Below are 14,321 nucleotides of genomic sequence, written 5' to 3' on the forward strand. Positions count from 1 at the left end.
AGGAAAAGCCTTGTCTTTACTCAAGCAGAAGTTAGGGGAAATTTTTCTTATCCTGCGGTACGCTCTTCAATACCATGATTGGTGGCAACTACAGCAACATCAGCTTTATTGATCGCAAAAATACCATTACACACCACACCAGGAATATCGTTAATAGTTTTTTCGACCTCTAATGCATTCAAAATATTTAAGTTATAGACATCTAGAATGACATTACCGTTATCCGTTACCACACCTTCACGATAAACTGGGTCACCGCCTAAAGATACGATTTTACGTGCAACGGCTGAACGTGCCATAGGAATCACTTCGATAGGCAATGGAAATTCACGGCCTAATTGATCGACCCATTTCGAGTCATCAACAATACATACAAACTTTTTCGCAATAGATGCCACGATTTTTTCACGTGTGAGTGCAGCACCACCGCCTTTAATCATATGTAAATGACGGTCAATTTCATCAGCACCATCTACATAAGCATCTAAACCACCAACATGGTTCATATCAACCACTTCAATGCCTAATTTCTTAAGACGTTGAGCTGTTGCTTCTGAACTGGCTACGGCTGCTTCAAGTTGTAACTGAGGTAATAATTCAATTAAGAAGTTCACTGTACTACCAGTACCGACTCCCAAAATGCCCCCTCTTGGTAAGTGTTTTAAAGCGGCTTGGGCTGCAGCTTGTTTTTTCTCGTCCTGGGTTGCATAAAGGCTCATGACATCTCTCAATAAAATTTCAATTTCCTGCACATTTTGCATAATTTTAAAACGCAAAGGTACAACGGTTTGTTACAATGAGCGCTCATTTTAAACTGTTAGATGGAAAATTAACATGCTGTCTCGTTTGGTTCGACAAATATTACAGGCAACGGTGTATGACGTTGCAATCGAAACCCCACTCGAAGCAGCGCCACGAATTAGTGAAAAACTAAACAATAACATTCGCTTTAAACGCGAAGATTTACAACCTGTCTTTTCCTTCAAACTACGCGGTGCGTATAACCGTATTAGTCAATTACCGAAATCTCAGTTGGAACGTGGCGTTATTACTGCTTCAGCAGGTAACCATGCTCAGGGCGTGGCTTTATCTGGTCAAAAGTTAGGTATTCGCGCCATTATTGTGATGCCAAAAACCACCCCTGATATTAAAGTTCAAGCAGTAAAACGTTTGGGTGGTGATGTTGTGCTTCACGGCGACTCATTTGATGTTGCTAACAAATATGCCATTCAACGTGCAAATGACGAAGGTTTAACCTTTATTCCGCCTTATGATGATGAACTGGTTATGGCCGGCCAAGGTACAATTGCCAATGAAATATTGCGTCAATGGCGTGATGTTGAATACGTATTTGTTGCTGTGGGCGGTGGTGGTTTAATTGCAGGTGTAGCGGCATATCTTGGTGATGTTGCCCCGCATGTCAAAGTTATTCCTGTCGAATATGATGAATCTGCATGTTTAAAAGCTGCATTTGAAGCCAATCAACGTGTAATACTCCCTTCTGTAGGATTATTTGCAGATGGTACAGCTGTTGCTCAAATCGGTGAAAAGCCATTTGAAGTGATTCAACTACAAAAATCTGATAACTCAGGTCCAATTGTTGAACGTGATGTGGTACTGGTCAATACAGATGAAATCTGTACGGCAATCAAAGACACTTATGATGAATGTCGTAGTATTGTTGAACCATCAGGTGCTATGGCACTTGCAGGTATCAAAAAGTACGTCGCTGCACATGGTCTTGAAGGCAAAAACATGGTGTCAATTGTTTGCGGTGCCAACATGAACTTTGACCGTTTACGTTATATTGCTGAACGTACCGAACTCGGTGAACGTAAAGAAGCCATTTTTGCAGTGACCATTCCAGAAGAAAAAGGTTCTTTCCTGAATTTCTGTCGTGCTTTGCAAGGCCGTAATATCACTGAGTTTAACTACCGTGCCAGTGACGCATCTGCAGCTCAAGTCTTTGTCGGTATTAGCTTAAAGGCTGGTGAAAAAGAACGCCATGACATCTATGAAGCCATGAAATTACATTATGATGTCGATGATTTATCGGATGATGAAGTTGCAAAATTGCATATCCGTTATTTGATTGGGGGTCATGCCGATATTGCCAATGAACGTTTGTTCCGTGTTGAGTTTCCAGAACGCCCAGGCGCTTTATTAACATTCTTGGAGCGCCTTGGTCCAACCCATAACATTAGCCTATTCCATTATCGTAATCACGGTGCAGCAGAAGGACGTGTTTTGGTTGGCTTGGATGCAGAAGATGCTGTACAGAATCCAGATGGACTGATTGAGACTTTGGAAAATATCAATTACCCATATCAAGAAATTACCAATAACTTAGGTTATCAACGTTTCTTAAAATAGAAATAGCTTCAAAATCGAAATAGCCTATAAATTTTTTATGGGCTATTTTTTATAAAATGTGACTCATGTATAATGAGCAAAACTTTAAACAGGTCAAAATAATGAAAACATGGACAAAGTTTATTTTTATTCCTCTTGCAGCCTATCTACTGATAAATACCTTGGTATTTATGTTTGGCTATACCCCTTCTAAAGTCTTTTCTATCATGACTTTATTCGCTTTGCTTAGTATGTTGTTTTTAATTTCAATCCCTCAATATCTTATGCTACGTCTTGCACCTAAAGCACCGTACATATCTACCCTAAGCTACGTGTTCATCTTAGGCGGGCTTATATCATTGGCGAGATCATATTTACTAAATCACAATTTCAATCAACTCGATCTATCCATTTTTGTAGTGCTTTTATTCAGTACATTACTCACAATGGGATTTTATTTCTTCTTCCAAGACCCACGTTTTAAAGTAAGATATAGACTGAACAGAATTTAAAAAGTTTATAAGATAAATAGCATGAAGCACATCAAATGATGTGCTTCATCAAAACAATTCGAAAAAGTTAACTTAATAAACCGCCATATTTAAATCACCATCATCATTAAATGCGTCATTAAAAGCATCCACAATTTGATTTAATTGTTGCTCATCTTGTGTAGGTACAAGCATCCAATACGGATTTTCACGATATATAACCAATAAAAAAAGCTGATACTGATTTGCAACCTGTTTAATTTTATCGAAAATGATTTCTTCTGTTTGTTGCATTGCGTCCATTTGATCATCAAATGAGACCTCATCATCTTCTTCATCGTATTGATCAAATATTTCAGCTATTGCAACTTCAATCTCATTTTGCAATTGCTCAGTATCAATATTGTGCTGGTTAAAGTAGAAATCATCTTCAACTCCATTGTCATAATATTCTTTTAATTCAATATAATGCAGGAAATCATGCTGTTGATTCAGCCATTCACTAAAACTATAAAATTTAGTATCTTGAGGAATTTTTTGTGCATTTAGCTCGGGAATTAAATGTTGAAGCAATGAATATATTTTCTGTGACATGGATATCTCTCTATTTTATTATTAATATGTTGAATTAATTGCAAAAAGCTAAGTCGATCTTGAACAATCAAATAATGCGTAATGTTCTATACTGACATCTTCATCGTGAAATTGTTTATTAAAACACTTGCAGAACTTTTCAATTTTATATTCATGATTCGGTACGATCAACCAATAATAATCTTCAGCATAAATCAGCAACAGTTCGTGATCATGTTGTCTGGCCTGTTTTAATATTTCTTCCAAAACAACATCATAAACTTGATCTTGAACATTGTAATAGCGTCCAATAACATCTTTGTGTACTTCATAATGATCAAATAAAGGCTTCGCTCTTTCACGAATTTGAGTTTGAATTCCCAAGCTATCTACTGCATATTCATGAAAAACCGCACAACGCTCAATCTCATTTTCATGAAATTGCATACGATCAATTTTCATTAAATATCCACGAAATCGCCCACCAAACTTTTCAGCTTCGATCCAATTGAGAAACTCGACAAAACGTTTACGATGTTTCTTTTTAGGAATGTCTCTTTGCTCCAACGCTGGGAACCAATGTTGGAGAATTTTAAAAATTTTCTTATCGTCCATTTTTTTATCATCCATTTTTTATTCTTGGATCGAAAGCCCAATCTTGGCTTTGCATTTTTAAATTTCAAAGCAATGATATCGGATCAATTTTAAGTTTTTATGACATAAATCTGGTTTTATTTACATTTATCGCTTTTTATTCTCAGTTTGTAGATTGGCGTTGCAATACTTTAAAGATAAAATATATAAAAATTGAATATGATCATACCAACACAAAATCAGTGTCGGGATAAGGACTTTGTAGAATGGCGCAATTCGCTGTCATCGGTTTAGGCAGTTTTGGTGAAGCAGTTGCACTAGAACTCACCAACTTAAATCACGATGTAATAGGTATTGATACATTAAAGAAAAATGTAGAAAACATTGCAGATAAAATCAGTCATGCAGTTATTGCAGATGCTACCGATGAACATGTGTTAGATGAACTGAATATCAAAAATTGTGATGCCGTAGTGGTTGCCATTGGTGAAGATATTGAAGCCAGTATTCTATGCGTACTGCATTTAAAAAATTTGGGTATCGAAAAAATCTTTGTAAAAGCCAAATCTAAATCGCATCATATGATTTTGTCTCATTTAGGCATTACAAAAATCATTCACCCTGAAGAAGACATGGGGATTCGTGTTGCACAATCACTCAGTTATCCAATGGTGAGACGTTATATGGCGTTAAATAATGATCGCTATATCGTCAAAATTGAAATAGGTGCAAATTTACAAGGCGCACAATTTCAAACGGTCATGGAAAATACCCCCGAACTTACAACCTTGTTATTACAACGCGGCTCGCATGTACTGTATGATATTGCACCGGGGACGATTTTACAGGAAAAGGATATTTTAATCCTTGAAGGACCTGTAGAAATGTTAAGACAATTTTCGATTCGTTTCTTATAGTCATAACTATGCGTTTATCTAAAAAAGAACTAATCAACAAAAAACACAATAGTATTAATCTCAGCCCACCGAGCTTACTTGCTTTAGGTTTTTTAAGCTTTATTATCATCGGAACATTGTTACTTAAACTTCCTTTTGCTAATCAAGGCAATTTGACATGGCTAGAGGCCCTGTTTACTGCCACGTCTGCTGTAACCATCACTGGGCTGTCTGTCGTTAATATTGGAGACTCCTTAACTACCTTCGGTCAAGTTGTGGTGATGATACTGATCCAATGCGGTGGCTTAGGTTTTATGACATTTGCGATCTTAGCTGCTTTGAGTCTTTCCTCAAAAGTTGGTATTCGGCAGCAAGTCATGGCACAAGAAACCATTGGTCAAACCAGTTTGGCCAAAGCGACCTTTACTGTAAAAGGGGTTTTTCTTTACTCCTTGTTCTTTGAAGCGATTGGTACAGGGATTCTAACCATGGCATGGTCACATCACTATGACCTTGAACATGCATTTTTTTATGCGCTTTTTTATAGTATTTCTGCTTTTAATAATGGTGGGTTTTCTTTATTCCCCAATAGCTTAATGAGCTTCTCTGACCAGTATATGGTGACATTTACCATCAGTATGCTGTATATCATCGGTGGGATTGGTTTTGTTGTGTTGATGGATATTAAAAGAGCCAAGCGTTGGAAGAAACTCTCCACCAATAGTAAGTTAATTCTGTCTACAATTGCGGGCTTAAACCTTTTTGCCTTTATTGTTATTTGGGCAATCGAAGCATCCAATCCTTTAACATTGGCTCCAATGTCTGTTGGTGACCAAGCTTTAAACGCGTGGTTCCATGCTACCGTACCTCGTTCATCAGGTTTTAACAGCTTGGAAGTCAGCAGTATGACCAATGCATCAACCTTAATTACCATGGTATTGATGTTTATTGGTGGCGGTTCTTTAAGTACCGCTGGTGGAATTAAAGTTGGCACATTTATTATCATGATTTTAAGTGTCATTACTTTCTTAAAACGTTCAGATGAAATTACCATTTTTGGGCATTCTGTTTCTCATCAAGCGACCTTTAAGGCAATGGCGGTCATTTCAATTACTTCACTGCTGATCCTGATTGGCTTTTTTACCCTACTGATCCTTGAGCCTGATAAAAAGTTTTTAGACTTATTATTTGAAGCCGTTTCTGCGGCTTGTACTGTCGGCTTATCACGCGGAATCACTGAAAATTTACATGCTGGCAGCCAAATCGCTTTAATTTGTCTAATGTTTGCTGGACGCTTAGGACCACTAACACTGGCTTATTTGATTGCTACACCGAATAAAAGTCGTGTTCGTCACCCAAATACTGAAATTCAGGTGGGTTAATTGTTTTTAGTCATCAAGCGAATACAACTAAAACAGCTTTGGTTTTATAAGTTTGTTTAATCTTAATGCATACTGATGACAGTATCCCCCTCATAAAAAAAGCGATCTTATCAATGATAAGATCGCTTTTTTTACATCTTTCTAAGGATGATTATTCTACTTCTAACTCACTATTGCCTTTAATCAAACGATGCTCTGACTGTAAATATTCATCTGATTGCATTTCGAGTAAACGAGAACGTGTACGTTCAATTTCGAAAGCCAGCTTCTCTCCGTCATAAATCTCAATAATCGAGTCTTGAGATGTTAGTAACAGCTTTACTCCACGGTCATAAAACTCATCTACCAGATAAATAAAACGACGTGTACCTTCTGACAGCAAATCAGTTAAGTGCGGAACATTACTCACCAAAACGGTATTATAGATATTGGCAATTTCAATAAAGTCTGATGGACTACGCGGTTTCATACAGAGTTCTCTAAACTCACACCACAATACATCTTCTGTATGGCCCAAAGTTTCAACAACACGGTTATTAATCGTAATTGGTTCTTCTGACACTGTCTGCGATGTGGTTAATGCATTAAAACGCTTTGCCATCCAGACTTTATTGTCATCTGTCAGTGGCGATTTAAACAATTGCGCTTGTTTTAATACCCGTAAACGATAGTCAACACCCGCATCAACATTCAATACCACACAATGTTTTTTTACCATTTCAATCGTTGGAATAAAACGATCACGATGGATTCCATTTTTATATAAACCATCTGGGGCAATATTTGATGTGGCAATCAAGGTAATGCCACGGGTAAATAATTTTTGGAATAAATCACTGAGAATCATTGCATCGGTTACATTCGATACAAAGAACTCATCAAAACAAATCACCACAGCTTCTTTATAAATTTGATCTGCAACGATATCTAAAGGATTACGCTGTCCAGAAAGCTTGTTTAACTCTTTATGCACAAATTGCATAAAGTGATGGAAATGCATACGGGTTTTACGGCGAAAAGGAATCGAATCGTAAAATTGATCCATGAGCCATGTCTTTCCACGCCCTACACCACCCCACATATATACACCTCTCGGTGCAGTTTGACGGCGGAAACGACGAAAAGCTTTTTTCGATGCTTTATAACGATTGATCAATTCTTGCCATACCCGCTCCAACTCATGTACTGCTTGAGCCTGAGCATCATCTGGTAAAAACTGTCCAGATGACAATGCTTTTGCATAACGCTCAGCGGGTGATACGGGAGTAAATGCTGTTGAAGTTGTATTCTGATCTAACATATCATTTTGTTACTTTTAAAGGCTAAAGGAAGTATATCGAATATTCATTTTTGATAAATAAAACTTTGGGATAATTCTAACTCTATATCTCATATCAGCACTACCTGTTTATTTACCATATTGACGCGGGCTTTGCCCAAACCAACGTTTAAAAGCATGATTAAATGCAGCGGGTTCTGAGTAGCCGAGTAATTCCGCAATCACCTCAATTGAATATTCCTTATATTCAATCAATCGTAAAGCTTTGTGTTTAATCAACTGTTCCCGAATTTGTTTATAACTGGTATTTAATTGCTGCAACTGGTGGCGCAAGGTTCTTTCAGGCACATTCAACGCCTGTGCAACTTCAGCCATCGACGGAATAATCCCTTGCTGTAATTCCAAATAATCATTTACCCGTTGAATCAACGGCGCAATTTTCTGTTCTTCGGCATTTAATCGCTCAATTTCAGCAATACACTTGGCTTCGTAAACCCGATGTGTAATCGGATCTGCGGATGGAATCGGCAGTTGCATCACATCTTCATTGATCCAAAAAGCGGCTTTTTCACAATTAAAATGTAAATCTGAACCATAATAATCATGATATTGCTTTAATACACTTAAATCCTGAGGCTGCTGAAAGGGTAACTCGATTCTCACGCTGGGCGCTGTAAGTCCCATCATTTTATAAATATCATCCAGAAATTTATAAGTTCCAGAGATTTCACATTGCGCTCTCAACAAACCCATTTCTGTTTCTAAGTCTACAGGCTTGTAGGTTAATGCGACTTGATGATCGCCTTTCTCAAGCCCTAAGACACCGTATAAATAGGTTAAACCCTGATAATGCACACCATTTTGAATCGCATCACCAACATTACTGCATGTCACCAAGAGCATAAGCAGCGGACCATAACCCGCCAAAGAATAATGCTGACCGATAAACAAGCCTGTTTCTGGCTGTACACCCTGCCCAATCACTTTTTGTATATCCCACTCTAAGCTGGGGTGAATGATTGAACTGGGATCAAGTGCATCTGCTTTGATCCCAATACTAGCAAGTCGTGAATCTACATCGATTCCAGCATTACGCATACCATGAATTAAATACATTAAACCGAGAATCGAGCGTTTCATTGGATCATCATTTGATTTCTACCCAAACTTTGTACTACAAAGATGGTTTTTTGCAAATTGCCGAATATATCAATTTTTGTGTCAGTGCAATCATATTTCCAGCACTGCATTTCCGATATTCTATGTAAAACTGGAAAAGTCAGAGCGAACAAAAATGAGTACAGCCCCTACGACTGAAACAAAAACCCAATCAACGCGAGTTGCAATTATTGGATCTGGATTTGGTGGTTTAGCCATGGCAATCCGCCTATTGCAAGCCAATATTCATGATTTTATCATTTTAGAAAAAGCAGATGATGTTGGTGGCACATGGCGTGAGAACCAGTACCCAGGTGCGGCTTGTGATGTTCAATCACATATGTACTCGCTTTCTTTTGCACCTAAAACGGATTGGTCAAAACGCTATGCAGAAGCGCCTGAGATTTTTGACTATATTCAAGATTTAATTCAGCAATTCAATTTAAAGAAATACATCCAATTTAATCAAGAAGTGGTCTCTACACGTTATGATGAGCACAATTTCAATTGGCATTTAACACTAAAAAGTGGACAAAAAATTGAGGCTCAATTTGTTATTTTTGCATCGGGGCCATTACATGTAGCACAGATTCCTAAAATTAAAGGGATTGAAAAATTCAAAGGTGAAGTTTTCCATTCTTCTCACTGGAAACATGACTATAATTTAAATCAAAAAAATGTAGCATCCATTGGTACTGGGGGTAGTGCAATTCAATATATTCCTGAAATTGCTGCAAAAGTTCAAAATCTTTATGTATTTCAAAGAACCCCTGCTTGGGTGATTCCTCGTGATGAACGTGCCTATAATGCGCTTGATAAAAATCTATTTAGTCGCTTTGAATGGTTTAGAAAATTACACCGTGCTCGTTTGTACTGGTCAAATGAATCACGTGTCGTCCCCATTGTAAAACCACAAATCATGAAATATGGTCAGAAACTTGCGGAAGCTTATATAAAATTCCAAGTCAAAGACAAAGAAATCGCCAAAAAACTGACCCCTGACTATATTATGGGCTGTAAGCGTATCCTGATTTCCAACAAATACTTTCCAACATTTAATCGTAAAAATGTTGAATTAATCACCGATGGAATTCAGGAAATTACAGAAAATAGCATCATCACCAAGGATGGCAAAGAACGTCAAATAGATTGTTTAATTTATGGTACTGGTTTTATTACAGACCCACGGATCTATTTAAAATCATTTGATTGCTATGGTGAACACGGTGTTGAATTAAAAACGGCATGGAAAGATGGTGCAGAAAGTTTTTATGGGATCAGTACTAAAGGTTTTCCTAATCTATTTCAATTGCTTGGTCCGAATACCGTACTGGGTCATAACTCTGTAATTTTCATGATTGAATCTCAAGTGAATTATATTTTGCAATTGATTCAAATGGTTGCAAAAACACAGACGCAAGCAGTGACGGTAAAAGCTGAAGTACAAGATCAATTTAATGAAAATGTACAAAAACAGCTTGAAGGTACGGTATGGCAATCTGGCTGTGTCAGTTGGTACCAACAAGATGGCGGTAAAAACTTTGCATTATGGCCAACCTATACCTGGAAATTTTGGCTCAGCACTCGCAAAGTAAACCCAGCAGATTTCCGCTTATTAGGCCGTGAGCAAAGCGCAAAACAAAAATCAAAAGCTGCATAAACTTGGTTGATATTCTTCTATAAATTTTCAACCGCTTTTCTGCGCTTCGACTATAATAGATAGGTATCCATTGCCTATCTATTTTTTCATGCAATCACTTTGGCTTATTTTCCAACTTTTATTTTGTTTATGTTTAGGGTTTATTTTAGCCCGCAGAATTCCACAATCCATTGAAAAAATAGCTTTTAAAATACTGCCTTATTTTACCTATATTCTTTTAATTGCGATTGCAATGGAGTTTTCTCAAACAATTCATAACATTGCCAGCCCTGCACAGATTCTCACCAGTTCAATCACGATTGCATTCACCACATCATTGGGTGCATTTTTCTGTTGTTATCTGGTATTTACAGCGATTGGCTATAAACCATCACAAGGTAAAGTTTCTGCTGAATTATTGATGGGTTCATTACTCAACATCAGCTATGCATTTATTGCCCTGGCTGTAGGTTATGGCTTAGCAGAGTTAGCCCACCTTTTTCATGTTCCTCTACATGTCAGCACATGGAATTTACTTTTAGTTTACATGTTACTGATCGGCTTGGATCTGGCTTACTCGCCACTGGATCGTTCTTGGTTAAACTGGAAAATTATGCTGGTACCGATTGCCTGCGTGATTGGCTCACTATTGGGTGCTGTTGCGGCATTTTTTTTGATTCAAGATATCAGTATGAAAGATTTAATCATGCTATCGCAAGGTTACGGCTTCTATTCGATGACAGGGATTGTGGTGACTGAATTAAAGAATGCCCATCTGGGAAGTATTGCGTTAATGAACGATTTATTTAGGGAGATTTTTGCCATTTTATTTATGTATATGATTGGATGGCGTTATCCACGTTCAGCAATTTCTTCTGCTGGTGCAACCGCAATGGACGTCACCTTACCCATGGTGAAACAAGCTTGCGGGAATGATTATATTCCACATGCTATGGTCAGTGGTTTTGTTCTGTCGGTATTGGCGCCAATTGCGGTAAGTGTTCTGGCTGCACTTTAAAATTAAGTTCTGAATATCGTGCTTTATCTGACGAGATAGTAATACTGTTCAATAGAATCATTGGAATATAAAAGATTAATTAAACTATTGAAGAAAAGATCTAGTAGCGCAGGTACACTACAGTGTATATACATCAATTTTTATTATATAAATCAAAGAAATCACCCTCTTGATCAACTGAAAAAGAGGGTTTATTTTTATAGGGTAGCTAAAATATCTTGCAGGGTTTTACTTGGATGCTCTGATTGAGTAATTGGACGACCAATTACTAAATGAGTAGAACCATCAAGCATGGCCTGCTTAGGCGTTACAATACGCTTTTGATCATCTGCATTTGCACCAGCCGGACGAATCCCTGGTGTTACCAAAGCAAATTCAGCACCTAACTCCTGACGTAACATCTTGGCTTCCTGAGCCGAGCATACCACGCCATCTAGACCACTCTGTTGAGTCAAGTTAGCCAGACGTTTCACTTGTTCAAATGGCTCAATGTCTAAACCAATTTCACGCAAGTCTTCACGTTCCATTGAAGTAAGTACAGTAACCGCAATCAATTGGGTTTTATAGTTACCTGCTTTTAAGCGTTCTACACAAGTTTCCATCATTCTACGCCCACCTGAGGCATGGACATTGACCATCCATACGCCCAAATCGGCCGCAGCACAAACTGCCTGCGCAGTTGTGTTAGGAATATCATGAAATTTTAAATCGAGGAATACTTCAAAGCCCTTATCATGTAGTGCTTTCACAACCAGAGGGCCTTCATGGGTAAATAGTTCTTTACCGACTTTTAAACGACATAGTGATGGGTCAAGCTGATCAGCAATTGCTAGGGCGTCATATTGGCTTTTTGCATCTAAGGCAACAATAATACTCACGAATCTCAGTTCCATCACATAAATTTGCGCTCATTATAAAGTGATTCACGCCATGTACAAAGCCAGAAAATCGACTTCATCACAAAACAATCAACTATTCTTACATCTTGCTTATGATTTATCTCTGCTCTGAAATCAAAATTGCACGTGTGTCTTGCTCCAGTGCTTCAAAAATATGCGCTTGATCTGCTGGATAGGAAATATAGTCCCCTACTTGAAGCAACTCAGCACTGTCTAATAAACCGACTTTGGCAGAGCCCTGCATGATAATAATATGCTCCACACTGCCAATAGGATGTGGTTTACTGCAACGCGGCTCACCCGGTTGAGTTGTAAGCATATACACATCTCGTCGTGCATTGGGTGGGCATGTCGCCAACAAAACAGCCTGATAATTTGATATTTCAGAAACAACTGAAGCACCTTCACCATAACGAATCACTTGTGTGGCTTGAGCTTGTGCTTCCATAAGTTTGGCAAAAGGAATATTTAAAGCCACGCAAAGTGCCCATAATGTTTCGAGACTCGGATTACCCTGCCCAGATTCAAGTTGCGAAAGTGTGGACTTCGCAATGCCTGCACGTCGAGCAACTTCTCCCAAAGATAATGCAGCACTTTTTCTTTCTTTTTGCAGATTATTTGCAATGATTTCAATTGGTATAGACATTATCCTTCCAAAAAAGACGATCGTTCGGTTTGACGAACAATAATAATCAAACTATTATAACAAATGATCGTTCATTTTATCGAACGATCTTATTACCCCAAGCAAGGCTCATCTAAATGAAGTATAAAGAAATAAAAAATTTACCCAAGCCCCTGATAAAATCAATCGTGATTCTCTGTATCGCAACCGCACTGATCGGGATTTCATTAGGTACGTTTGCAGTCAATTATCAACTGCCGATCTGGATACCTTTACTGCTTTCAATCTGTGTCTTGGCTGGTGCTGCCGAGTTTACTTTCATTGGCATGATTGCTGCTGGAAGCAGTCCAATTACAGCTGCGATTGTCGGATTGCTGATTAATTTACGACATCTGCCTTTTGGTTTAGCAATTACCCATTTTATAAAAAAAAATAAATTAAAATATTTTGCTACACATATTATGAATGATGAAAGTGTTTTATTTGGTTTAAGCCAATCTTCAAATGAGCTAAAACTGAGTGCTTATTGGCTGTGCGGAGTCGGAATTTTATTTGCTTGGCCCATAGGCGTTTTAAGCGGTTATGTACTGGGAAGTCATTTAGCTTATGCAAAATTACTGGGTATCGATACGATTTTTCCTGTCGTATTGTTTGCACTTACCTTTAAAGCATTAAAAAGAAAATCTGCTCGAAAATCGGCAATGACTGGTGCAGTCATCAGCCTCGCTACTTTTCCATTTCTCCCCTTAGGGATTCCAATACTCATGTCATTATTTGGCTTGCTTGTAGGAAGAAAATAACATGCATCAGCAATTTATCATTTTAATCGGGATCATGCTGCTGGCGATGGGGACTTATCTGATCCGATATGCAGGACTTTCACTCGGCCAATATTTTACGATCACTCAACAACGCGAGCAACTTTTTAATGATGCCGCAACAACTTTACTGTTTTCTATTGCGATTCTCAGCACTTTTTTTGAAGGTGCGGATTGGGCAGACTTAGGCAAAATCATGGGGGTATTGGTAGGCTTATTTCTGATTTGGAAAAACCACTCACTTATCACGACGATTGTGATCGCAATGCTGGTCACCACAATATTCCGCTTGGCAGAATTTTTCTGGTTAGCCCAATAGAACTGTTAAAGCTTAAAAAAGCGTTTTACAACAATCAAAGCGCTTTTTTAACAGCATAATGCAAGTGACTACGTGTGCTTAATTTTTGATTGAAGATAATGTTTTAATCTCTATGCTTATTTTTATGAATACTTAATCAATCATAAAGCGCTTAAAATTCATTTTATATTGATCATTTTGAAGCACTTCACTTACTCCACCAAATAAAAATTTTCAAAACACTGCCTTCTCTAGATTTTAATCCTTACAGCAGATAAATTCTTTTTCAAGTAATTAAA

Annotated in this window: 14 protein-coding genes; 7 read left to right on the forward strand and 7 right to left on the reverse strand. The window is 37.8% G+C overall.

What is annotated here, in order from left to right; translation table 11 throughout:
* Window positions 1–47 precede the first annotated feature (47 nt).
* Complete coding sequence (rpiA, locus tag GJV03_RS07200) at window positions 48–719, reverse strand: ribose-5-phosphate isomerase RpiA (protein ID WP_035372052.1); 672 nt, start codon at window positions 717–719, stop codon at window positions 48–50.
* A 115-nt stretch (window positions 720–834) separates the two neighbouring features.
* On the opposite strand from rpiA, the gene ilvA reads away from it, so the two are divergent.
* The gene (gene ilvA, locus GJV03_RS07205; RefSeq protein ID WP_004821288.1) at window positions 835–2,373 is read left to right on the forward strand and encodes a threonine ammonia-lyase, biosynthetic; all 1,539 of its coding nucleotides are present in this window, start codon (window positions 835–837) and stop codon (window positions 2,371–2,373) included.
* Window positions 2,374–2,936: 563 nt separating this feature from the next.
* Here ilvA and GJV03_RS07210 read toward each other — a convergent pair.
* Together GJV03_RS07210 and GJV03_RS07215 are read right to left on the reverse strand one after the other, a co-directional pair.
* Window positions 2,937–3,437, reverse strand: a complete 501-nt coding sequence (locus GJV03_RS07210; RefSeq protein WP_154129754.1) for a hypothetical protein — start codon at window positions 3,435–3,437, stop codon at window positions 2,937–2,939.
* A gap of 48 nt (window positions 3,438–3,485) precedes the next feature.
* A complete protein-coding gene (locus tag GJV03_RS07215) occupies window positions 3,486–4,031 on the reverse strand; it encodes a hypothetical protein (RefSeq protein WP_154129763.1) in 546 nt (181 codons plus the stop codon).
* A gap of 245 nt (window positions 4,032–4,276) precedes the next feature.
* On the opposite strand from GJV03_RS07215, the gene GJV03_RS07220 reads away from it, so the two are divergent.
* Together GJV03_RS07220 and GJV03_RS07225 are read left to right on the forward strand one after the other, a co-directional pair.
* Entirely contained in the window at window positions 4,277–4,927 is a 651-nt protein-coding gene (locus GJV03_RS07220; RefSeq protein WP_004720766.1) for a TrkA family potassium uptake protein, read from the forward strand.
* Window positions 4,928–4,935: 8 nt separating this feature from the next.
* The gene (locus tag GJV03_RS07225; RefSeq protein ID WP_004720769.1) at window positions 4,936–6,288 is read left to right on the forward strand and encodes a potassium transporter TrkG; all 1,353 of its coding nucleotides are present in this window, start codon (window positions 4,936–4,938) and stop codon (window positions 6,286–6,288) included.
* Window positions 6,289–6,439: 151 nt separating this feature from the next.
* On the opposite strand, the gene zapE is transcribed toward GJV03_RS07225, so the two are convergent.
* Window positions 6,440–7,588: a cell division protein ZapE gene (gene zapE / locus GJV03_RS07230; RefSeq protein ID WP_004720770.1), complete on the reverse strand. Its 1,149-nt coding sequence runs from the start codon at window positions 7,586–7,588 to the stop codon at window positions 6,440–6,442.
* 108 nt (window positions 7,589–7,696) lie between these two features.
* On the reverse strand, window positions 7,697–8,707 hold the full coding sequence (locus GJV03_RS07235) for an AraC family transcriptional regulator (protein ID WP_004720772.1): 1,011 nt from the start codon (window positions 8,705–8,707) through the stop codon (window positions 7,697–7,699).
* A 154-nt stretch (window positions 8,708–8,861) separates the two neighbouring features.
* Here GJV03_RS07235 and GJV03_RS07240 point away from each other — a divergent pair, with 154 nt between their 5' ends.
* Both GJV03_RS07240 and GJV03_RS07245 read left to right on the forward strand, forming a co-directional pair.
* Window positions 8,862–10,385 carry an NAD(P)/FAD-dependent oxidoreductase gene (locus GJV03_RS07240; RefSeq protein WP_154129755.1) on the forward strand — a complete coding sequence of 508 codons (1,524 nt, stop codon included), beginning with the start codon at window positions 8,862–8,864 and terminating at the stop codon, window positions 10,383–10,385.
* 88 nt (window positions 10,386–10,473) lie between these two features.
* The gene (locus GJV03_RS07245; RefSeq protein ID WP_004720775.1) at window positions 10,474–11,382 is read left to right on the forward strand and encodes a LysO family transporter; all 909 of its coding nucleotides are present in this window, start codon (window positions 10,474–10,476) and stop codon (window positions 11,380–11,382) included.
* 197 nt (window positions 11,383–11,579) lie between these two features.
* Here the strand turns inward: GJV03_RS07245 and pyrF are convergent, their stop codons facing one another.
* Together pyrF and GJV03_RS07255 are read right to left on the reverse strand one after the other, a co-directional pair.
* Window positions 11,580–12,275: an orotidine-5'-phosphate decarboxylase gene (gene pyrF / locus GJV03_RS07250; protein ID WP_004720776.1), complete on the reverse strand. Its 696-nt coding sequence runs from the start codon at window positions 12,273–12,275 to the stop codon at window positions 11,580–11,582.
* Between the two features lie 103 nt (window positions 12,276–12,378).
* On the reverse strand, window positions 12,379–12,927 hold the full coding sequence (locus GJV03_RS07255; protein ID WP_151958091.1) for an XRE family transcriptional regulator: 549 nt from the start codon (window positions 12,925–12,927) through the stop codon (window positions 12,379–12,381).
* 116 nt (window positions 12,928–13,043) lie between these two features.
* Here GJV03_RS07255 and GJV03_RS07260 point away from each other — a divergent pair, with 116 nt between their 5' ends.
* On the forward strand, window positions 13,044–13,706 hold the full coding sequence (locus GJV03_RS07260) for an AzlC family ABC transporter permease (protein ID WP_151958090.1): 663 nt from the start codon (window positions 13,044–13,046) through the stop codon (window positions 13,704–13,706).
* A 1-nt stretch (window position 13,707) separates the two neighbouring features.
* Window positions 13,708–14,043: an AzlD domain-containing protein gene (locus GJV03_RS07265; RefSeq protein WP_151958089.1), complete on the forward strand. Its 336-nt coding sequence runs from the start codon at window positions 13,708–13,710 to the stop codon at window positions 14,041–14,043.
* Window positions 14,044–14,321 lie beyond the last annotated feature (278 nt).

Origin of the sequence: Acinetobacter sp. RIT698 (assembly GCF_009668065.1) — a bacterium.
Lineage (GTDB): Bacteria > Pseudomonadota > Gammaproteobacteria > Pseudomonadales > Moraxellaceae > Acinetobacter > Acinetobacter guillouiae.